Source organism: Aeromonas sp. FDAARGOS 1408 (genome assembly GCF_019048665.1).
In the GTDB taxonomy this organism is placed as follows: Bacteria; Pseudomonadota; Gammaproteobacteria; order Enterobacterales; family Aeromonadaceae; genus Aeromonas; species Aeromonas dhakensis.
Map to the genome: position 1 here is coordinate 1,905,912 of NZ_CP077394.1, position 20,261 is coordinate 1,926,172.

A 20,261-nucleotide genomic window follows, 5' to 3' on the forward strand; every position below is an offset into this window, starting at 1 on the left:
GGGCCCGTCTATTCAAGCACTATGCCAGTTATTGACCGTTTCTGGCCTTCACGCGCTGGCATAGTGCTCTGCTTCACAATAAAATCAATCCAGTACACCCGCTGGAGAGATGCATGTATTCCTACGTAGCAAGGCAGCCCATCCTGGATCGGGAGTTGAAGACCCACGCCTATGAGCTGCTGTTTCGCGACAGTCTGGATAACGTGTTTCCTCCCATCTCCTCCCAGCAGGCCACGGCCAGGCTGGTGGCCGAACAGTTCCTGCAACAGAACATCGATCAGCTGCTCGGCGGTCGCCCCTGCTTCATCAACTTCCCCCACTCCCTGTTGCTGGAAGGGCTGGCCGAATGCCTGCCGCCGGAGAAGGTGGTGATCGAGATCCTGGAAGACGCCACGCCTGACGACGCCCTGCTGGCCAAGGTGAAGCAGTTGCACGAGCTGGGCTATCAGCTGGCACTCGATGACTTCACCCTGTCGCCGGACTGGGAGCGCTTCCTCCCCTATATCCACATCATCAAGTTCGACCTGCGCACCACCTCCCTGTTGCGGATCAAGGTGTTCATCCAGCAGCATCAACAGCTCAAGCTCACCTATCTGGCCGAGAAGGTGGAAGACAAGGCGGAGTTCGAGCGGGCCAAGCGGCTCGGTATCGACCTGTTCCAGGGCTTCTTCTTCAGCCGCCCCGAAATGGTCAAGCAGGCCACCATGGAGCCAGCCCAGGTGGTGGTGATGCAGTTGCTCAACGTGGTCAACCAGGCCGAGCCGGATCTCAACCGCATCGAGCAGTTGCTGAGTCAGGACATCTCCCTGTCACTCAAGCTGCTGCGTTACGTCAACCATCTCAAGAGCCACGCCAACCCCATCTCCTCCTTTCGCCAGGCGGCGGTCTATCTCGGCCACACCCAGCTCAAGCGCTTCGTGACCCTGGTGGCCGCCACCAGTGCCGGCCAGGGCAAGAGCGCCGAGCTCTATCAGATGTCGATGATCCGGGCCCGTTTCTGCGAGCTGCTGGCCCATACCCATGCGCCGACCCAAGAGGCTCAGCAGGCCTTCATCACCGGCCTCTTCTCCCTGCTCGACGTCTTGATGGAGCAGCCGATGGACAAGCTGCTCGGCACCATTCCGCTGATCGAGGAGATCCGGGTCGCCCTGCTCGAGCGCAAGGGCAACCTGGGGTTCTACCTGTCGTTTTGCGAAGATTACGAGAATGCGAACTGGCAGCGGATCACCACCAGAACGGCCCGGCTCGGGCTCAATGAAGAGAAGGTCAGTCAGCTCTATCTGACCGCCACCGCCTGGGTCAACCAGCAACTCCAGGCGATGGCGGAGACAGATTAACCCAGCTCGATGGCGACTGCGGTCGCCTCCCCGCCCCCGATGCACAGACTGGCGATCCCGCGCTTGAGGCCACGTTCGCGCAAGGCGTGGATCAGGGTCACCAGGATCCTGGCGCCACTTGCCCCCAGCGGATGACCGAGGGCACAGGCGCCGCCGTTCACGTTCACCTTGTCATGGGGCAGCTTGCAACCCGCCATGGCCAGCATGCTCACCATGGCGAATGCCTCGTTGACTTCGAACAGGTCCACTTCGTCCACCTGCCAGCCCACCTTGGCCAACAAGCCCTCGATGGCACCGATGGGCGCGCTGGTAAACTCGGCAGGCAGGGCCGCGTGGCTCTGATAACCCACCAGCCGTGCCAGCACGGGCACGCCGAGCTGCGCGGCGGTGTCGGCCCGCATCAGGATCAGCGCCGCCGCCCCGTCCGAGATGGAGCTGGCATTGGCCGCCGTGATGGTGCCCGTCTTGCTGAAAGCCGGCTTGAGCTGGGGGATCTTCTCGGGGCGCGCCTTGCCAGGCTGCTCATCCTCGGCCAGCAGCAGGGTCTCTGCGGCCTTGACCGGCGCCAGCTCCGCTGCAAAGGCACCGCTGCGCTGGGCCGCCAGTGCCCGCTCCAGCGAGGTGATGGCAAAGGCATCCATGTCGGAGCGGGTCAGCCCGGCGCGATCGGCGCTCAACTGGGCATAATGGCCCATCAGTTGACCTTCGTAGGCATCCTGCAGCCCGTCGAGGAACATGTGATCGAGCACGCTCTGGTGCCCCATCCGAAAACCGCTGCGCGCCTTGTCGAGCAGATAAGGGGCACGGCTCATGCTCTCCATCCCGCCGGCGATCACCACGTTCGTGTCACCGAGTCGCAACCCATCGGCCGCCAGCATCACCGCCTTCATGCCGGAACCGCACACCTTGTTGACCGTGGTGCAGGGGATGCTGTCCGGCAGGCCCGCCTTCAACACCGCCTGACGGGCGGGCGCCTGGCCGACCCCGGCACTCAGCACGTTGCCAAGATAAGCCTCATCGATCTGCTCCCCCTTGAGCCCGGCCTGCGCCATGGCTGCGGTGATGGCACAGGCACCCAGTTCGGGTGCGCTCAGGTTGGCCAGGGCCCCTTGAAAGGCCCCCATGGGGGTACGTTTGGCCGCAACAATCACGATATCCATCAATTGCACTCTCCTTGTTACATTGAGCTAACATATGCCGCCGCCGTCTCGGGAACAAGACTTGCGGGGCAGTTGACGTTTGGGTAAGGTGCCAGCCAGGATTGACAGTCAAGATAGCGCCATGAACCGAACCAAGGATGACAAACGGACCTACAGCATCAGCGAACTGGCCCGTGAATTTGATGTTACGACCCGAAGTATTCGTTTTTATGAAGATCAGGGACTTTTGAATCCTGCTCGTCAGGGGCAGACCCGGATCTACAGCCGTCAGGACAGAGTGCGGCTCAAGCTCACCCTGCGCGGCAAGCGACTGGGGTTCAGCCTGGCGGACATCCGCGATCTGTTCGATCTCTACGATGCGGACAAGAGCAGCCGTACCCAGCTGCAGACCATGCTGGGACTGGTGGCCGACAAGCGGGATACCCTGCAGCAGCAGCTGGAAGACATCAAGATGGTGCTGCTGGAGCTGGACGCCGCCGAGCAGCGCTGCCAGCAGGCGCTGGAGCAGCTCGGCTGAGGCAAACAGACAAGCATAAAAAAGGGGCCCGCGGGCCCCTTTTCATTGCAACTGGATTATTTGTTCCAGCGATCCGGGTCGTAATCCGGGCTGTAGCGGTCGACGATGACGGCACAGGCCGCATCGCCGGTGATGTTGAGGGCGGTACGGATCATGTCGAACAGACGATCCAGCGCAAACAACAGCGGCAGTCCCTCGATGGGGATCCCGGCGGCCAGCAGCACGGCGACCACCAGGAAGCTCGGGCCAGGTACACCGGCCTGACCGATGGCCCCCAGGGTGGCGGTCACTATGATGGCAGCCCAGGCACCCATGGAGAGATCGATCTGATAGACCTGGGCGAAGAAGATGGCGACCAGACCGTAATAGATGGCGTTGCCGCTCATGTTGATGGTGGCACCCAGCGGCAGCACGAAGGAGGCCGTGGCATTGCTCACCTTCAGCTCTTTCTCGCAGGTCTCCATGTTGACCGGCAGGGTCGCCATGGAAGAGGCGGTGGAGAAGGCGACGATCTGCGGCTTCTTCATGGCAGACAGGTACTTGCGCACCGGGGTGTTGGAGAAGATCATGACCAGCAGCGGATAGACCACGAAGCCGAAGATCAGGATGGCGGCCAGATAGACCACGAACAGCTTGATCACCAGGGTCAGCACGTCGAAGCCGTAGGTGCCGATGGCGTCGGCCATCAGGCCGAACACGCCGAGCGGCGCAATCAGCATCACCTTGTTGATCATCCAGACGAAGGCATCCACCAGGGTGTTCAAACCATCGACCAGCGGCTTGGCCCGCTCGCGGGGCTGCTTGGCCAGCGCGATGCCGAGGAACATGCAGAACACCAGGATCTGCAGGATGTTGGCTTCGTTGAGCGACTGGAAGACGTTGGTCGGGATCATCCCGAGCAGGGTGGCGACCGCATCGGGCAGGGCGCCCTTGTCGGAATAGTCACCGGAGAACATGGAGGCCATGGAGCCGAACTCGACCCCGATCCCGGGTTTGAAGATCTGCCCCATCACCAGGGCCAGCAGCACCGCCAGCGCCGAGGTGCCGAGGAAGAAGGCCAGCGTGGTGACGCCAATCTTGCCTGCTGCCGGGCTGGCCCCCAGATTGGCTGCCCCCGACAGGATGGCCACCGCCACCAGCGGGATCACCAGCATCTTGATGAGCTGGATAAAGAGCGTACCGAGCGGTGCGAACACGGTGGCTTGTTCACCCATGAACGCCCCCACCAGTGCCCCCAGCACCATGGCAACCACGACCTGGAAGCCAACGTTCTTAATGAGTCCTTTTGTTAACACAGAATGTTCCTTTATGTAGCAATTATTTACACTTTCCCAGTGCAATCAACCAAACAGGGGAAGAACAGCTGTCCATTCTCCTGAGCGCGCGCTTTATCTCATATTTATTGGCTGTTTGAAATCGCCAAATCGTTAACGGGAGTTATTGATAAGTTTGCAATAAAGTTAAGATTCAAAAGGAACACGGCGATTTTTCCCGCTTTCATCATGACAACTGACAAAACATTGTGCTATTTTGGCTTGGCAAACGTGCATACAGGGATGAAAACATGCTGAAAGTTAACGAATATTTTGACGGAAATGTAAAATCCATCGGTTTCGAGCAAAAAGGGGACAAAGCAACCGTCGGTGTGATGGAAGCGGGTCACTACCAGTTCAATACCGCCGCCCCCGAGCGGATGACGGTGGTCAAGGGTGCCCTTACCATCCAGCTGGCCGATGAAGATGAGTGGCACACCTATGAGCAGGGCCAATCCTTCGACGTGGCCGGCCACTCCTCCTTCAAGCTGGAAGTGAAGACCCCCACCGCCTATCTGTGCGAGTTCCTCGACTAAGCCGCAGACAAGCTGCAGCCCAAGTGGATAAGAGAGCGGACCCGAGTCCGCTCTTTTTCATCTGGTACTCTTCCCCGTCTCGGCTGCCCTTCGCCGTAACCACCCCCATTTGCGTGCCGCCATCACACCCCTCGGTTTTCCCGCTTTCCATCGACTACAAAAAATTTACAATATTTAGACGAAACCCATAATCGGAGTGGTGTCATGATCAGTGTCTTCGACCTGTTTTCCATCGGGATCGGTCCCTCTTCTTCTCATACCGTGGGGCCGATGCGCGCCTCTTACGCCTTTGTCATCGCACTCAAGCAACAGGGGCTGCTGCCCCGGACCGAACGGGTAGAAGTGGAGTGCTACGGCTCCCTCGGCCAGACCGGCAAGGGCCATGGCACCGGCAAGGCCATCATCCTGGGGTTGGCCGGTTTTGAACCCGAGTCGGTGGACATCGAGGCCATTCCCGCCTTCCTGGCCGAGGTGGAGCGCAGCCAGTCGCTGCGGCTGGCGGGGGAGCGGCCCAGCCAGTTCGCCCGCAGCGGCGCCATCATCTTCAACCGGCGCAAGACCCTGCCCGCCCACTCCAACGGCATGACCCTGCGCGCCTTCGCCGGTGAACAGCTGCTGTTCGAGCAGACCTACTACTCCATCGGCGGCGGCTTCATCATCGAGGAGAGCCACTTCGCCAACGCCAAGGAGGAGGCCGCCCGCTTCGATGCGGCCCACCCCGTTCCCTACCCGTTCGAGAGCGGCGCCCAGCTGCTGGCCCACTGCCAGGAGAGCGGCCTCTCCATCTCCGGCCTGATGTTGGCCAACGAGAAGGTGTTTCGCACGGAGGCCGAGATCAAGGCGGGCCTGCGCAAGATCTGGCAGGCGATGCAGGGTTGCGTCGAGCGTGGCTGTCGCAGCGAGGGGGTGTTGCCCGGCGGGCTCAAGGTGAAACGGCGGGCGCCGGCCCTCTATCGCCAGCTCAGCTGCGAGACCAACTTCAACAAGGATCCGCTGATGGTGATGGAGTGGGTGGATCTGTTCGCGCTGGCCGTCAACGAGGAGAACGCCGCCGGCGGCCGGGTGGTGACCGCCCCCACCAACGGTGCCGCCGGCATCATTCCCGCCGTGCTGCACTATTACGATCGCTTCGTGCGCAAAGTGGATGACGAGCTGCTGCTGAGCTACTTCCTCACCGCCGCCGCCATCGGCATCCTCTACAAGAAGAACGCCTCCCTCTCGGGTGCGGAAGTGGGCTGCCAGGGGGAAGTGGGGGTGGCCTGCTCCATGGCCGCGGGGGCGCTGACCGAGATCCTGGGGGGTAGCCCGGCGATTGTCGAAAACGCCGCCGAAATAGGCATGGAGCACAACCTGGGTCTCACCTGTGATCCGGTGGGTGGCCAGGTGCAGGTACCCTGCATCGAGCGCAATGCCATGGGGGCGGTCAAGGCGATCAACGCCGCCCGCCTCGCCCTGCGCGGCACCGGCGAGCACAAGGTGTCGCTGGACAAGGTGATCAAAACCATGTGGGAAACCGGCAACGACATGAAGACCAAATACAAGGAAACGGCCCGCGGTGGCCTGGCGGTTAACATTACCGAGTGTTAAAAATCGGTAATTTGCTCCATTTGGTTCCTAAATACCCGGCATTGTCGGGTATTTTTATGGGCAAACGCTTAACAAAATGGATAAGCATCAAAATAAATTTTATACTCGCCGCTCTGATTCAACAAAAATAGATCTATTTCAACTTTTTTTGGGCTTTGAGCCGTTACACTGTGGTTATCTGGTTCATTGACCTCGGCGACGACGCCCTCGTCCCATGGATCACCCCGTTTCTGCGAGTGGGCATGGCGCCCCCTTCTATCCTGAGGTAATTGTTACATGATCAGCGTTTTTGATATCTTCAAAATCGGTGTTGGCCCCTCCTCTTCCCACACTGTCGGCCCGATGAAGGCAGCCAAACAGTTCGTGGATGAACTGCGTGCAGGCGGCAAGATCCGTGACATCACCCGGATCCAGGTCGATGTCTACGGCTCACTCTCCTGGACCGGTAAAGGTCACCACACCGATACCGCTATCATCATGGGTCTGGCGGGCAATCTGCCGGAAAATGTCGATATCGACGGCATCCCCGAGTTCATCTCCCGCGTCGAACAGACCGGTCGTCTGCCCATCGGCCTGCACTGCCATACCGTCAGCTTCCCGCGCGACGCCATGGTGTTCCATGACGAAGCCCTGCCGCTGCACGAAAACGGCATGAAACTGACCGCCTTCATCGAAGACGAAGCCGTCTACAGCAAGACCTACTACTCCATCGGCGGTGGTTTCATCGTTGACGAAGAGAACTTCGGCAAGGGCGACAGCGGCGACATGTCCGTCAGCTACCCGTTCAAGAGCGCGGCCGAGCTCATCGCCCACTGCAGCCAGACCGGCCTCTCCATCTCCGCCCTGATGATGGAGAACGAGAAGTGCTTCAATACCCCGGAAGAGATCTACAAGAAGCTCGGCAAGATCTGGACCACCATGCGTGAAGGGATCGAGCGCGGCTGCCGCACCGAGGGCGTCCTCTCCGGCCCGCTGCGCGTACCGCGCCGCGCCGCGCCGCTCTATCGTCAGCTGACCACCAACGAGAACCTCTCCAACGATCCGATGAACATCGTCGACTGGGTCAACATGTTTGCCCTGGCGGTGAGTGAAGAGAACGCGGCCGGTGGCCGTGTGGTCACCGCGCCGACCAACGGCGCCGCCGGCATCATCCCGGCCGTGCTGGCCTACTACGACAAGTTCATCCAGCCGGTTGGCCGTGACGACTACACCCGCTTCTATCTGGCTGCGGCGGCCGTCGGCATGCTCTACAAGATGAACGCCTCCATCTCCGGCGCCGAAGTGGGCTGCCAGGGTGAGGTAGGTGTCTCCTGCTCCATGGCCGCCGCCGGCCTGACCGAGCTGATGGGCGGCAGCCCGGAGCACGTCTGTGAGGCCGCCGAGATCGGCATGGAGCACAACCTGGGTCTGACCTGTGACCCGGTCGCCGGTCAGGTGCAGGTGCCCTGCATCGAGCGCAACGCCATCGCCGCCATGAAGGCGGTCAATGCCTCCCGCATGGCGCTGCGTCGCACCTCCAAGCCGCGCGTCTCGCTGGACAAGGTGATCGAGACCATGTACATCACCGGCAAGGACATGGACTCCAAGTACCGTGAAACCTCCCGTGGTGGCTTGGCCATCAAGGTGATGCAGGTTGCCTGCGACTAAGCAGATAACGGCAAATGCAAAAGGCGGGAATTCCCGCCTTTTTTATTGCCCATTATTTCCCGCTCATCACCTTCTTCATGGCGCCATTTCCCTGGGGCTGGCTCGCTAATTTCCGGGACCATCCTGCTGCCCGGCCGCGATGGCTCGCCAGAGCGCCTCGGCCTTATTCCACCAGGCGATCGGCCAGGGTCCCCACCGCCACCACGAAATAGTGGGAGCGATTCCAGTCGCGCAGTACCCGATAATTGGGATAGGCGAGATAGGCAGCGCCCCCTGCCCCGTCGGGCTGCACCAGCGAGGCCTGCATCTTCACCGCGGGCAAATCGCCGCCATCCGCCTTGCGTACCCCGAGGGCCTGCCAGGCCGACAGCGTTCGGGTATCTTCAAGCCCGACCAGCGCAGGATCCAGACCGGTGGGCACCCTCACCCGGCGCCCCCAGGTTTCATCCCAGTGCCAGCCGTTCTGGCGCAGATAATTGGCTGCCGAACCAAACACATCCGCCGGCGTCCCCCACAGATCCTTCTTGCCGTCACCGTCCTGGTCGACCGCGTATTGACGGTAGGAAGAGGGCATGAACTGCACCTGTCCCATAGCGCCGGCCCAGGAGCCCTTGAGCTCGGCCGGGGTGATCGGCTCCTCTTCCAGCATGCGCAGGGCATCGAACAGCTGCCCCTTGAAGAAGGCCTCACGGCGCCCCTCCCAGGCCAGGGTCGCCAGCGACGAGACCAGCGGATATTTACCGGTCAATTTGCCGAAATTGGTTTCAATGCCCCACAGGGCGACAATAAAGCGGGGTTGCACATCATATTCCGCCCCTATTTTTGTGAGCAGCGGCAAATACTGACGATATAGGCGTTTGGCTTGATTGACTTTCCACTGCGGCACCGCGTTGGAAATATAAGTGGCGAGGGTCTGTTTAAATTCCGGCTGATTTTTATCGTGCCGAATGGCGACCTCGATCAGATGAATATCGGCGAAGGCGGCAGCAATGGTCGCGGGCTGGATCCCGGCAGCCAGGGCCTCCTGTTTGAGGCCCGTCACATAATGGTCAAAATCGGGGCTGGCCTGCAGCGGATGGCTCGACAATCCCCCCATCAACAGCAGTGCCAGCCGCCTCTTCATTTCCGTTCGGCCTTCATTTGAGCCTTGTGCTGCTCCAGCAGGTTTTCCGGCGGAGGCGGCATCTGCAGATAGAAGCCCTGACTCTGCAGCGCCTCCATCACCCGGCTGGTGGAGGCGATCCCCAAGGGCTTGGCTGGGTCCAGTTTGGTCATCAATACCAGTTCGGGACGGCCGAATGTACTCATCAGCACCTCGGGTACGCGGGAAAAGTCCTCTCTTCTTTCAACAAAAAGATAGGTCTCGGCTTTTTTGCGACTTTTATAGACTGCACACAACATGGAAATTGATATAATCCAACCGGTTTATTGCCTCTGAGGATGGCAAACTATAACATCAGGAATTGAATAACAATAACGGATTACCGTCTCTGTCTCGGGGAAGATTCATGGTTGAGCGCGATAACGAATTGAAAGGGACCACCTTCACTATTTCTGTGTTGCATATCAGCGATGGCAAGCCTGAGCGGATCCGCCAGTTGCTGGCGGCCAAAGTGGCCCAGGCGCCCCAGTTCTTTAATTGTGCCCCCCTCGTCATCAATGTGGAACGGCTCACCGAGATCCCCGACTTCGAACAGCTCAAGGAGCTGGTGGAATCGGAAGACTTCGTGCTGGTCGGGATCACAGGGGCCCAGAACGAGGCGATGAAGACGGCCGCCAAGGCGGCAGGGCTGGCGGTGATGGCCTCCGGCAAGAGCCGCAAGGCCGAACCCCAGCCAGAACCGGCTCCGGCCCCCATCGTAGAAGCGAAACCCGTGCCGGCACCGGTGATAGCGACTAAGGTGCATGTGGGCCCGGTTCGCTCCGGCCAGCAGCTCTATGCCGCCGGCACCTCGCTGGTGGTGCTGGGCTCGGTCAGCCCGGGCGCCGAAGTCATCGCCGACGACAGTATTCATATTTATGGCACTCTGCGCGGCAGGGCCATTGCCGGCGCCAAGGGCAACCCCCAGGCACGGATTTATTGCCAGCAACTGCAGGCCGAGCTGCTCTCCATCGCTGGCACCTTCCAGCTCAGCGATGCATTGCCGGCCGGCCTCATCCAGCAGCCGGTTCATGTCCGGCTGGATAACGAACAACTCCGTATAGACCGTATCAAATAGAGTTACAAGGAAGCGAGAATGGCGCGAATCATAGTCGTTACATCGGGTAAAGGTGGCGTTGGCAAGACCACAACCAGCGCGGCCCTGAGTACCGGTTTAGCCCAGCGTGGCCACAAGACAGTGGTCATCGATTTTGACATTGGCCTGCGAAACCTGGACCTCATCATGGGCTGCGAGCGGCGCGTGGTGTATGACTTCGTCAACGTCATCAATGGCGAGGCCAACCTCAACCAGGCCCTCATCAAGGACAAGCGCTGCGAGAACCTGTTCATCCTGCCCGCCTCTCAGACCCGGGACAAGGATGCCCTCACCCGCGAAGGGGTCGAGAAGATCCTGGACCAGCTGAGCGAGATGCAGTTCGACTACATCGTCTGCGACTCCCCGGCGGGGATCGAAGCCGGCGCCCTGATGGCGCTCTACTTCGCCGATGAAGCTATTGTCACCACCAACCCGGAAGTCTCCTCCGTGCGTGACTCGGATCGCATCCTCGGCATCCTGGCCTCCAAGTCCCGTCGCGCCGAGCGTGGCGAAGACCCCATCAAGGAGCACCTGCTGCTGACCCGCTACTGCCCGACCCGCGTCAACCGCGGCGACATGCTGAGCGTACAGGACGTACAGGAGATCCTGGCCATCAAACTGCTCGGGGTGATCCCGGAGTCCCAGGCGGTGCTGCGCGCCTCCAACTCCGGCGAGCCTGTCATCCTGGACAAGGAGTCCGATGCCGGTCAGGCCTATGAGGACGCCGTTGCCCGCCTGTTGGGTGACACCAAGGATTTTCGTTTTCTGGAAGAAGAGAAGAAGGGCTTCTTTAGCCGACTGTTCGGGAGTTAAGCATGTCATTATTGGATTATTTTCGTTCCAACAAGAAACAGAGCACCGCACAACTGGCCAAAGAGCGGTTGCAGATCATCGTGGCTCACGAGCGTTCATCCAGAGGGGGGCCGGATTACCTGCCCCAGCTCAAGCAGGATATCCTCGACGTGATCCGCAAATATGTGGAGATAGACCCTGACAAGATCACGGTCCAGCTCGACAAGAAGAGTGATGAGCTGTCGGTACTCGAGCTCAACATCACCTTCGCCGACGACAAGAAGGGATGAGCCTGACGCCCTATGCGTGACCCTTTCCCCCAATGAAGACCGGATCCTGCTGCCAGGATCCGGTTTTTTATTGCCGCAACCGGGTCAAGGGCGCTCTGCACTCGCCAAGCCCGTGGGGGACGGCTAGAATACGGCGCGCCACCGTGCGGCCGGGCCGTCGGTGTTTTTCTTTATTTATCAGCTGGAACAGACCGCTTATGTCTTTGAATGACGAAATGCACAGCGTCGAGGAACTGCTCGACACCGCCCTCGAACTCTTCATGGAGCTGGCCTCCGACAACCTGCCGGAGCAGGAGATCGCCCGCTTCAATCAGGAGTTCAACGACCGCGGCCTGCTGGCGGAAACCGATCCGGCCGATGACTGGGAAGCGGACGTTGGCTTCGAGGTCAGCGACGCCGAGTACGCCGAGATCTGGATCGGCCTTGGCAACGAGCAGGAAGAGTACGAGCACCTGTTCGCCCGCATGCTGCTCTCCCGCCGTGTTGACGAGAAGTTCTGCCACATCGAATGGCTGCCCCAATAATTCCGGATCCCGATGATCCGAGTCATTACGTCTGGGAGTCGGAGCCAGAGCCCGTGCGGCCCAATCCGGCACGACGTCTGCTGAACTGGCTCGGCAAGCTGCTGCTGGCCGCCCTGCTCAGCACCATCGTCTCGGTGGCGCTGCTGCGCTTCATCGATCCACCCATGTGGACCTGGCGCATCGAGCGGGCGCTGTTTCCCCCTGCCAAGGTGGCCGAGGTGAAGCACGACTGGGTGCCGCTCGAGCAGATCTCCCGCGAGCTGCAGTTGGCGGTGATCGCCGCCGAAGATCAGCGCTTTGCCGAGCACAACGGCTTCGACATGGATGCCATCAGCTCGGCACTCAAGCACAATCAGCACAGTGAGCGGGTGCGCGGCGCCAGCACCCTCAGCCAACAGACCGCCAAGAACCTCTTCATGTGGAGCGATCGCAGCTTCCTGCGCAAGGGGATCGAGGCCTGGTTCACCCTGCTGATGGAGCTGGGCTGGGACAAGTCCCGCATCCTCGAGGTGTACCTGAATATCGTGGAGTTCGGGCCCGGCATCTACGGCGCCGAGGCCGCGGCCAGACACTACTTCGGCAAGCCAGCGATACGTCTCACCCGCTACGAGGCGTCACTGCTGGCGGCAGCCCTGCCCAACCCCTGGCGCTACCGGGTCAAGCCCCCCTCGCCCTACGTCCAGCAGCGCTCGGCCTGGATCCGCCGTCAGATGGGCCAGCTGGGGCAGGTAACCCTCAACAAGGTGCATCAGACAGACTGATGCCTGATGGGTGTCGGGCTTGTTCACGGTGCGAGCCCGGCCTCGTCGGTGGAGGGCCCCAGGTGCCCGCCCACCGTGCCCCGATGCAGCGGCAGGTAGTGCCACCACCAGGTCTCCCGCCGCCGCTTGATCTGCTGCCGTCTCGTCCGCCGTTTCATGCCCGCTCTCCCTTGCCCTGCCCCTCTTCAACCATACCCAACTCCAGTCAGCCTTGCCCGGCGCTGGCGCACCCTTCCCACTGGTCTGGCCGCCACCGCCAATAATTGTTACAGTAGCGAACCTCGATGTATCTGGAGTGATTTCATGGAACAGCGTACCCCGGATCAGCTGGTCGAATGGGCCTATGATCAGTTTCTTGAGCAGGCCGCAGACATGCTGGCCCCCGAACAAATCGTCGACATCACCCTGGAGTTCGAACAGCGTGGCGCCGTCGAGGCGACCCTGCCCAATGCCGACTGGTCAACCGAACTCGGTGTGCCGGTGGACATGGAGCGCTGGGTCGAAGTGTGGGTGGGTCTGCTGGACCATCAGGAGGAGTTTGAGGTTATCTTTGCCACCTTCCTGCTGCCCCGTCATAGCAATGAGCACGATGTCCACGTGCGCTGGCACCGTCAGCAACAGGCATGAAAAAGGCGCCCTCGGCGCCTTTTTCTTTTGCGGTGATCATGGCTCAAGGCCGGGCCGCGATGGCCTTCGCCAGACAGCGCCGACACCAGCAGGCATCGGCCTCCCCCATGGGCAGGGCCGGCAGCTGGCTGCACCAGCACTCAGCGATGGTCGCACCGGCCGACACGGCGCAAAAGGCCGGTTCACCGCAGCCGGGGCAGTGATGGGTGCTGGTGGTACCATCCAGCTGCGCCATCACCGCCAGCTGGGCCTCGCTCTCCATGGCGGACCAGCGACCAATCTCGGTCAGGGTACGGCCACAGCCAAGGCAGAGACCGTCCTTTGCCTGGCAATGGCCAATGCAGGGGCTCGGCACTTATTCGCCATCCGGCGCGTTATCGGCAACCACGAGCGTGATGCAGTTGTCCTCGAGCACAATCTTGCCCTGCTTGTAGAGGCCGCCGATGGCCTTCTTGAAGGTGCCCTTGCTCATGCCGAGCAGCTTGTAGATGAGCTCGGGTTCGCTCTTGTCACCCACCGCCAGGCTGCCGCCCTGCTTCTTGAGGCGGGCCAGGATCTGCTCACCGGCATCATCCAGCCGCGCCATACCCGGCTTTTGCAGAGTCAGATCCAGCTTGCCGTCATCACGCACCTGCTTGACCCAGGCGGTCAGCGGACGGCCCGTGGTCACCCGGCCGAACACCTCGTTCTTGAACAGCATGCCGGAGTACTCGCCATTGACGATGGCCTTGATGCCGAGCGGTGTGCGCTCACCTGGCAGGGCAGTCACTTCGTCACCGGCCTTGAAGGGAGGCTTGTCGGTGCGCAGGAACCGCTCGAGGCGGCTGGTGCCCACCATGCGCCCCTCGTGATCGAGCATCAGCCTCACCAGATAGACATGGCCCACCTGCATCGGCTTGTTCTGCTCACGGCTTGGTACGAACAGATCCTTCTTCATGCCCCAGTCGAGGAAGGCGCCAATCTTGTTGGCATTGACCACCTTGAGGCCGACGATGTCGTCCACCATGGCAAACGGCTTGTCGGTGGTGATCACCGGCTCGCAGTCGGCATCCAGATAGAGGAAGACCTTGACGCCGTCCCCTTCCGCCACCCCTTCCGGCAGTTGACGCTTGGGCAGCAGCAGCTCGCCGTACTCTTCGCCAGCCGCCAGCCAGGCGCCCCGATCTTCGAGCTCGACTACGGTAAGGGTGTTCATCTTGCCAATCTGTAGCATGGTGTTCTCTTCTTTCATTGTCCGGATGGCCAATTTTTCATTGCCTGTATGGGCGCGCATGTTACCCCAAGAGCGGTAACAGGGCCTAGTCCCTTGCCCTGTTCGCGGGTGATTTTCAGGGCCTTTTGGCCGGGTCGTGCCCATATAATCGCCAGTCAGCCGCCCTTTTGCTGCAAATAACCCCACTTTTGGGTAGACTTCGCCGCTGTCAAAATCCAGAGGAACTGTCGATGAATCCATCCACTCGTACCCGTCATCTCAATCAATGGATCCAGACCCACAGTGGGCAGGACATGACCTACCCGGCGCTGCACGGCTTTTTGTGTGCTCGCCTGGTCGGGCCGGATGCCCCTGACTGGCAGGCCCCGCTGGCCGGTCTGTTGCCCCATGACGCCGAGCTGGATGAAAAAAGCGCCGAGGCGCTGCGCCACCTGATCGCCGAACTGGAAGCCCAGGCCGATGAGGCCCAGCTCGCCCTGCCGAGCCAGTGCCGCCTCTCCACCGAGAGCCCGGAGCAGGTGTTCGAGCAGAGCCACCCCCTCGGTCAATGGTGTTACGGCTTCAGCCAGGGCTTTGCCACCTGGCCCAAGCCCAGGGATCTGAACGATCCTACCACCCAGTACCGTTTCAGCCTGGCCGCCGAGCTGAGCCTGTTTCGCGACAAGCCGATGGCGCAGATGCTGCACGCGGCCGCCGGCAGTGACCTCCCCTTCATGGAGTTCTGCAAGCGTCAGCGCCAGAACATGAAGACCGCCCTCAACCAGCTGCTGCAATTAGATGAGTATCAGGCCGTGCCGAGCACGGAGCAGGCGCTGGACAGCCAGCAGGCCGAGCAGTGGCAGCAGTGGTTTGAACTAGCCGATGCCAGCCGCGATCCGCACAGCCGCCTCGGCTGGTTTGACAAGGTGATCGCCGACGCCGAACCGCTGTTTGACGCCGCCTTCTGGCAGCAGATTGCCGGCCATGGCTGGAGTACCCACGAAGCGCGCCCGCTGCTGGCCGCCCGCGCCGGGCGGGCCGACTGCCTGCTGCGCCTCGGCCAGCTGGCACAGGCGCGCAGCGAATATCTGGCCCTGCTCGAGCTGTGCGTGGCCGATGAACTGGGTTGCCGTTATCCCCTCTCCAGCCTCTATGCCCTGCAAGGGGACTGGTCGGCCCTGCAGGCTCTGCTGGTGCGCTTTGATGAAGCCTCCAGCTGGCTGCTCTACAACAAGGCGCTGATGACGTTCGTCTGCGCTGGCGCCGATGCCGCGCAGCCGCTGCTGGCCGCCGCTGTCAAGGCCAACGCCCATGTACCGGCCTGTCTGCTGGGCCAGCGCAAGCTGCCCAAACAGGAGCCCCACAGCTGGCAGACGGGCAGCCGTGACGAAGCGGCGCTCTACACCCTGCAAAGCCGCGAGGCCTGGCTCAAGCACAACGCCCTGCTCTGGCTGCGCAAAGGCTGAGCCGGCGACAGTAAAACCAGCTTCGAATAGACCCGGTTGCGGCGGATGACGTGCGCAACCGCACATTTCTCTGGTACTTGTTCAGACAAACGGCCCTGTGTTACGTATCATCAAGGTCAAAGTATCAAGAGAAACTGCACCCGATGCAGCCGTCACAGCAGGATGTCATATGTCAAAGATCATAGAGCTGCTTGCCCACTATCCCCCCTATCAGCTGGTACACGCCGCCGAGATGGTGCGCGATACCTTCGAACAGTTTTACCAGCAACGCTATCAGCTGACGGTGCCTCAATGGCGCCTGATGATGGTGCTCGGCCCCCACTACCCCATCAGCCAGAAAGAGCTGGTGGAGGCGAGCGGGATGGACAAGGTGCGGATCTCCCGCGAAATTCACCGGCTGGTGGAAAAAGGGATCCTGTTCACCGAGAGCAGCGAGCACGACAAGCGGGTCAGCCTGGTCTCCTTCACCCAGGCGGGGCTCACCCTGTTCCAGCAGCTCAAGAGCGAAGCGGGCAGCTGGCAGCACACCCTCACCGACTACCTGCCGGCCGAGGCGCGCCAATCCATCCGTCTGCACCTGCAAAGCGTCAGCGATGCCATCGAACAACTTCACCTGCTGGATAACGAGCGACCCTCATGAACCTCAACAACTTTGCCACCATGGACGTCAACATGCTGCTGAGCCTGGTCAACATGCAGCTGCGTGATCGCTACGATGATCTCGATGATCTCTGCAAGGCGCAGGATCTCGACAAGGCGGCGCTGGTCGCCCGGCTCGCCAGCGGCGATTTCCACTATCAGGAAGATCAGAAGCAGTTCAGATAGGGATCCGGATCACAACCCGGCCCATGCCGCTGGCTCCGGCGGCAAAAGCTGCTATGGTGATGGCTACCCCGGTCAACTGACCTTCGGCAAGAGGTATGGATACATCTTGCTGTCACAGACCGCGGTTAGCCTTCCCTTCACCAGCCGTAGCCAAGGATGACCCATGATGTTTCTGACCCGTCCCGCCAGCCTGATCACCCTCTGTGCCTTGCTGATGATCAGCCTCCTCTCTCCCCGCCTGCCCGACAGCGCCGAACAGTGGCTCACCACCCTGCTGCTGGGCTCCCTGGTGGTGGTCTGCCTGATGGTCGGCAGCGGCTGTCGCCGCTTTCTGCGGGATTGACCTGCCCGGCCCCATTCGCCACAAGGCCCCAAAACAGACAACGCAGCCCGAGGGCTGCGTTGTCGCTTTCTGACGTCTGGCAAATTGCCGTCTTGATCAGAGTGCCAGGGTTTCCAGCTGGCCTTTGGCCTGCTCGATGCCCTTGGCCTGGGCATCCGGGCCCATGCCCATGCCTTCGGCGTAGATGAAGTCCACCTCCTTGATGCCGATGAAGCCCAGCACGGTGCGCATGTAGGGGGTCACCAGATCGGTGGCGCTGCCGACGTGCATGCCGCCACGGGGGCTGATCACCAGGGCGCGGGTGTTTTCCACCAGGCCGACCGGACCGGTTTCGGTGTAACGGAAGGTCACGCCGGCACGGGCCACCAGATCGATCCAGTTCTTCAGCTGGGTCGGGATGTTGAAGTTGTACATGGGGGCGGCAATCACCACCAAATCGCTCGCCTTGAGCTCTGCGATCAGCTCGTCGGACTGGGCCAGCACGGCCAGTTGACGCTCGTTGAGGTTTTCACCACCGCGCAGGCCAGACGCCAGCTCACCATCCAGTACCGGCAGGTTCAGGGCCGCCAGATCACGCACGGTGACGGTGTCGGACTGATGGTCGGCCAGGAAACCGTCGATCAGGGCGTTGGATTGGGAATATTGGCCCAGGATGCTGGACTTGAGTACGAGGATATTGGCCATGGTGAAACTCCATTAGGTTGTCGGTTGAACAGCGGTGCTGTCGATGGAGGTCACTCTAAACATTGAGCTTCTATACAGATAGCGAAAATAGATGCTCAACTTATTCAAAAATTTTGATGCTAGTGCATTCTCTCGCCAGCCGCCGCTCTCACGCCCCGCCAAGGCTTGGCAGAACAAACGATTGCCGTTATGATCCGCCGCACTTTTTTCAGCGACCCGGATCCCATGACACCCTCGCGCAGGCACTCCCCCTTTGCCGGTGCAGTCTGGATGATGGTAGCGGGCCTCTGCTTCGCCGCCGTCAACAGCCTGAGCCAGTATGTCAGCTTCAAGCTCGGCCTCCCCTCGACCCAGGTCGCTTTCCATCAATATCTGATTGCCCTGGTCTGTCTGCTGCCCTGGCTCATTCGCCACGGCCAGCGCCAGTCGCTGATGACCAACCAGCTGCGGCTGCACCTGCTGCGGGTTGCCCTCGCGGTGGTCGGCATCCAGTTCTGGCTGTGGGCGCTGGCGGTCCCCGTTCCCATCTGGCAGGGGATAGCGCTGCTGATGACTTCTCCGCTGTTCGCCACCCTGGGGTCGGCCCTCTTTCTCAAGGAGCAGGTAAGCCGGGCCCGCATTCTGGCAACCCTGGCCGGCTTTGTCGGCGCCATGCTGATCCTGGCCCCCTGGACCGACGATTTCAGCTGGGCCTCGTTGCTGCCGGTGGCGGCGGCCCTGTTCTGGGCCGGCTACTCCTTGCTGGTGCGCTATCAGGCGGCGAGCGAGTCGTCCCACACCATCGTCGTCTATCTGCTCATCTTCAGCACCCCGTTCAACGCCATGCTGGCGCTGCCGGAGTGGCAGTGGCCGAGCGAAACCCAGTGGCTGCTGGTGGCCGCCTCCGGCGTGCTGTCGGCGCTGGCCCAGATGTCCATCGCCCGCGCCTACAGCGTGGCCGAGGCCTCGTTCGTGCAACCTTTTGATTTTGCCAAGCTGCCCATGAACGTGCTGGCCGGCTGGCTGGTGTTTGGCTGGGCACCGCCCGGCCGATTGTGGCTCGGGGCCGCCATCATCATCGGCGCCATCACCCTGCTCACCCATCTGGAGCAGCGCGCCCACAAATCCGTTTCCTGAGGTACGCCATGCGTGCCTCTTTTTTTGCCCGCTATTCGTGCGATAGCGGCCCTCAATCACCACCCACGACATCAGGAGAGATCACATGTTTGGAACCGCTACCCGCCCCGGCGCCACCCGCGCCCTGCTGCTGGGCTCCGGCGAACTTGGCAAGGAGGTCGCCATCGAGCTGCAACGCTTCGGCATCGAGGTGATCGCCGCCGACCGCTATGCCGATGCCCCCGCCATGCAGGTGGCGCACAGAGCCCATGTGCTGGACATGCTGGACGGCGCCGCCCTGCGCGCCCTGGTCAACGAGGTCAAACCGGATCTGATCATCCCCGAGCTTGAAGCCATCGCCACCGATACCCTGGCCGCCCTGGAGCAGGAAGGGGTCAAGGTGGTGCCGAACGCCCGCGCCACCCAGCTCACCATGAACCGGGAGGGGATCCGCCGCCTCGCCGCCGAAACGCTGGGCTTGCCCACCTCCCCCTACCGCTTTGCCCAGAGCAAGGAGGAGTTCGTCGCCGCCGTCGAGACCATCGGCCTGCCCTGCGTGGTGAAGCCGGTGATGAGCTCGTCCGGCAAGGGGCAGAGCGTGCTGCGCGATCTCGCCAAACTCGACGAGAGCTGGACCTATGCCCAGGAGGGCGGTCGCGCCGGTCGTGGCAAGGTGATCGTCGAGGGCTTCGTCCCCTTCGAGTACGAAATCACCCTGCTCACGGTACGCGCGGTGGACGGCATCCACTTCTGCCAGCCCATCGGCCATCGCCAGGAAGATGGCGACTACCGCGAATCCTGGCAGCCGCAAGCCATGAGCGAACTGGCTCTTGGCCGCTCCAAGGAGGTAGCGGCCAAGGTGGTCGAGGCGCTGGGCGGCTACGGCCTGTTCGGGGTCGAGCTCTTCATCAAGGGTGACGAAGTGTGGTTCAGCGAGGTCTCGCCGCGCCCCCACGACACCGGCATGGTGACCCTCATCTCCCAGGATCTCTCCGAGTTCGCCCTGCACGTGCGCGCCATTCTGGGGCTGCCCATCGGCACCATCACCCAGTACGGGCCGAGCGCCTCCGCCGTGGTGCTGCGCGAAGGTCACAGCCAGGACATCCGCTATCAGGGGATTGGCGAGGCGCTGGCGCTGGTACCGGGTGCCCAGCTGCGTCTGTTTGGCAAGCCGGAGATCGCCGGTCGCCGCCGGCTCGGCGTGGCACTGACGCGAGCCAAGCAGTGCGACGAGGCGGTAGAAAAAGCCAAAGCAGTCGCGGCCGGAGTCAAGGTGCTGTTCTAAGCCCACTTTTTGGCACACGAAATCAAACGTTTGCCAGCATGAT

At 61.5% G+C, this 20,261-nt stretch carries 25 protein-coding genes; 17 read left to right on the forward strand and 8 right to left on the reverse strand.

Annotated features, from left to right (window positions below; translation table 11 throughout):
* The first annotated feature begins 113 nt into the window (after positions 1 to 113).
* Entirely contained in the window at positions 114 to 1,337 is a 1,224-nt protein-coding gene (locus I6L38_RS08885; RefSeq protein WP_216989429.1) for an EAL and HDOD domain-containing protein, read from the forward strand.
* Here I6L38_RS08885 and I6L38_RS08890 read toward each other — a convergent pair.
* Positions 1,334 to 2,497, reverse strand: a complete 1,164-nt coding sequence (locus I6L38_RS08890) for an acetyl-CoA C-acyltransferase (RefSeq protein ID WP_216989430.1) — start codon at positions 2,495 to 2,497, stop codon at positions 1,334 to 1,336. The two genes, I6L38_RS08885 and I6L38_RS08890, sit on opposite strands and share 4 nt — an antisense overlap.
* A 121-nt stretch (positions 2,498 to 2,618) precedes the next feature.
* Here I6L38_RS08890 and I6L38_RS08895 point away from each other — a divergent pair, with 121 nt between their 5' ends.
* Positions 2,619 to 3,014 carry a MerR family DNA-binding transcriptional regulator gene (locus I6L38_RS08895; RefSeq protein WP_005301228.1) on the forward strand — a complete coding sequence of 132 codons (396 nt, stop codon included), beginning with the start codon at positions 2,619 to 2,621 and terminating at the stop codon, positions 3,012 to 3,014.
* Between the two features lie 56 nt (positions 3,015 to 3,070).
* On the opposite strand, the gene I6L38_RS08900 is transcribed toward I6L38_RS08895, so the two are convergent.
* On the reverse strand, positions 3,071 to 4,309 hold the full coding sequence (locus I6L38_RS08900; RefSeq protein ID WP_005301229.1) for a dicarboxylate/amino acid:cation symporter: 1,239 nt from the start codon (positions 4,307 to 4,309) through the stop codon (positions 3,071 to 3,073).
* Between the two features lie 269 nt (positions 4,310 to 4,578).
* On the opposite strand from I6L38_RS08900, the gene I6L38_RS08905 reads away from it, so the two are divergent.
* The 3 genes from I6L38_RS08905 to I6L38_RS08915 all read left to right on the forward strand — a co-directional run bounded on the left by I6L38_RS08905 (position 4,579) and on the right by I6L38_RS08915 (position 8,097).
* The gene (locus tag I6L38_RS08905) at positions 4,579 to 4,863 is read left to right on the forward strand and encodes a pyrimidine/purine nucleoside phosphorylase (protein WP_010633884.1); all 285 of its coding nucleotides are present in this window, start codon (positions 4,579 to 4,581) and stop codon (positions 4,861 to 4,863) included.
* A 204-nt stretch (positions 4,864 to 5,067) separates the two neighbouring features.
* Positions 5,068 to 6,450 (forward strand): L-serine ammonia-lyase, encoded by a 1,383-nt coding sequence (locus I6L38_RS08910; RefSeq protein ID WP_216989431.1) that lies wholly within the window; start codon positions 5,068 to 5,070, stop codon positions 6,448 to 6,450.
* 276 nt (positions 6,451 to 6,726) lie between these two features.
* Positions 6,727 to 8,097: an L-serine ammonia-lyase gene (locus I6L38_RS08915; RefSeq protein WP_005301233.1), complete on the forward strand. Its 1,371-nt coding sequence runs from the start codon at positions 6,727 to 6,729 to the stop codon at positions 8,095 to 8,097.
* Positions 8,098 to 8,260: 163 nt separating this feature from the next.
* Here I6L38_RS08915 and I6L38_RS08920 read toward each other — a convergent pair whose 3' ends face one another.
* Both I6L38_RS08920 and I6L38_RS08925 read right to left on the reverse strand, forming a co-directional pair.
* On the reverse strand, positions 8,261 to 9,220 hold the full coding sequence (locus I6L38_RS08920) for a lytic transglycosylase domain-containing protein (protein WP_216989432.1): 960 nt from the start codon (positions 9,218 to 9,220) through the stop codon (positions 8,261 to 8,263).
* Positions 9,217 to 9,498: a YcgL domain-containing protein gene (locus tag I6L38_RS08925; RefSeq protein ID WP_017782768.1), complete on the reverse strand. Its 282-nt coding sequence runs from the start codon at positions 9,496 to 9,498 to the stop codon at positions 9,217 to 9,219. The genes I6L38_RS08920 and I6L38_RS08925 overlap by 4 nt, the downstream gene beginning before the upstream one ends.
* Before the next feature lie 107 nt (positions 9,499 to 9,605).
* Between I6L38_RS08925 and minC the strand changes: the two genes are divergently transcribed.
* The 5 genes from minC to mtgA all read left to right on the forward strand — a co-directional run bounded on the left by minC (position 9,606) and on the right by mtgA (position 12,701).
* Positions 9,606 to 10,316: a septum site-determining protein MinC gene (gene minC, locus I6L38_RS08930; RefSeq protein WP_216989433.1), complete on the forward strand. Its 711-nt coding sequence runs from the start codon at positions 9,606 to 9,608 to the stop codon at positions 10,314 to 10,316.
* 18 nt (positions 10,317 to 10,334) lie between these two features.
* Positions 10,335 to 11,147 carry a septum site-determining protein MinD gene (gene minD, locus I6L38_RS08935; protein ID WP_005301248.1) on the forward strand — a complete coding sequence of 271 codons (813 nt, stop codon included), beginning with the start codon at positions 10,335 to 10,337 and terminating at the stop codon, positions 11,145 to 11,147.
* A 2-nt stretch (positions 11,148 to 11,149) separates the two neighbouring features.
* Positions 11,150 to 11,416, forward strand: coding sequence for a cell division topological specificity factor MinE (gene minE, locus I6L38_RS08940; RefSeq protein ID WP_005301252.1), 267 nt, complete (start codon positions 11,150 to 11,152; stop codon positions 11,414 to 11,416).
* 197 nt (positions 11,417 to 11,613) lie between these two features.
* Entirely contained in the window at positions 11,614 to 11,940 is a 327-nt protein-coding gene (locus I6L38_RS08945; RefSeq protein ID WP_005301255.1) for an HI1450 family dsDNA-mimic protein, read from the forward strand.
* Between the two features lie 53 nt (positions 11,941 to 11,993).
* The gene (mtgA, locus tag I6L38_RS08950; RefSeq protein WP_010633878.1) at positions 11,994 to 12,701 is read left to right on the forward strand and encodes a monofunctional biosynthetic peptidoglycan transglycosylase; all 708 of its coding nucleotides are present in this window, start codon (positions 11,994 to 11,996) and stop codon (positions 12,699 to 12,701) included.
* 23 nt (positions 12,702 to 12,724) lie between these two features.
* On the opposite strand, the gene I6L38_RS22715 is transcribed toward mtgA, so the two are convergent.
* A complete protein-coding gene (locus I6L38_RS22715) occupies positions 12,725 to 12,859 on the reverse strand; it encodes a hypothetical protein (RefSeq protein ID WP_017764392.1) in 135 nt (44 codons plus the stop codon).
* Between the two features lie 145 nt (positions 12,860 to 13,004).
* Between I6L38_RS22715 and I6L38_RS08955 the strand changes: the two genes are divergently transcribed.
* Entirely contained in the window at positions 13,005 to 13,328 is a 324-nt protein-coding gene (locus I6L38_RS08955) for an HI1450 family dsDNA-mimic protein (protein WP_005301259.1), read from the forward strand.
* A gap of 43 nt (positions 13,329 to 13,371) precedes the next feature.
* Here the strand turns inward: I6L38_RS08955 and I6L38_RS08960 are convergent, their stop codons facing one another.
* On the reverse strand, positions 13,372 to 13,683 hold the full coding sequence (locus I6L38_RS08960) for a DUF1289 domain-containing protein (RefSeq protein ID WP_216989434.1): 312 nt from the start codon (positions 13,681 to 13,683) through the stop codon (positions 13,372 to 13,374).
* Entirely contained in the window at positions 13,684 to 14,559 is an 876-nt protein-coding gene (locus I6L38_RS08965) for a S1 RNA-binding domain-containing protein (RefSeq protein WP_232535700.1), read from the reverse strand.
* Positions 14,560 to 14,771: 212 nt separating this feature from the next.
* On the opposite strand from I6L38_RS08965, the gene I6L38_RS08970 reads away from it, so the two are divergent.
* The 4 genes from I6L38_RS08970 (at position 14,772) to I6L38_RS08985 (ending at position 17,154) form a co-directional block, all read left to right on the forward strand.
* Entirely contained in the window at positions 14,772 to 15,986 is a 1,215-nt protein-coding gene (locus I6L38_RS08970; RefSeq protein WP_216989436.1) for a UPF0149 family protein, read from the forward strand.
* Between the two features lie 169 nt (positions 15,987 to 16,155).
* Positions 16,156 to 16,626, forward strand: coding sequence for a MarR family winged helix-turn-helix transcriptional regulator (locus I6L38_RS08975; protein ID WP_005301279.1), 471 nt, complete (start codon positions 16,156 to 16,158; stop codon positions 16,624 to 16,626).
* Positions 16,623 to 16,811 carry a DUF4250 domain-containing protein gene (locus tag I6L38_RS08980; protein ID WP_017764386.1) on the forward strand — a complete coding sequence of 63 codons (189 nt, stop codon included), beginning with the start codon at positions 16,623 to 16,625 and terminating at the stop codon, positions 16,809 to 16,811. Before I6L38_RS08975 ends, I6L38_RS08980 begins: the two co-directional genes overlap by 4 nt.
* A 163-nt stretch (positions 16,812 to 16,974) precedes the next feature.
* A complete protein-coding gene (locus I6L38_RS08985; RefSeq protein ID WP_017779728.1) occupies positions 16,975 to 17,154 on the forward strand; it encodes a hypothetical protein in 180 nt (59 codons plus the stop codon).
* A gap of 96 nt (positions 17,155 to 17,250) precedes the next feature.
* On the opposite strand, the gene I6L38_RS08990 is transcribed toward I6L38_RS08985, so the two are convergent.
* Positions 17,251 to 17,838, reverse strand: a complete 588-nt coding sequence (locus I6L38_RS08990; protein WP_005301286.1) for an FMN-dependent NADH-azoreductase — start codon at positions 17,836 to 17,838, stop codon at positions 17,251 to 17,253.
* Between the two features lie 225 nt (positions 17,839 to 18,063).
* Between I6L38_RS08990 and I6L38_RS08995 the strand changes: the two genes are divergently transcribed.
* Both I6L38_RS08995 and purT read left to right on the forward strand, forming a co-directional pair.
* Positions 18,064 to 18,954: a DMT family transporter gene (locus I6L38_RS08995; protein ID WP_216989579.1), complete on the forward strand. Its 891-nt coding sequence runs from the start codon at positions 18,064 to 18,066 to the stop codon at positions 18,952 to 18,954.
* Between the two features lie 85 nt (positions 18,955 to 19,039).
* Entirely contained in the window at positions 19,040 to 20,218 is a 1,179-nt protein-coding gene (gene purT / locus I6L38_RS09000; protein WP_216989437.1) for a formate-dependent phosphoribosylglycinamide formyltransferase, read from the forward strand.
* Positions 20,219 to 20,261 lie beyond the last annotated feature (43 nt).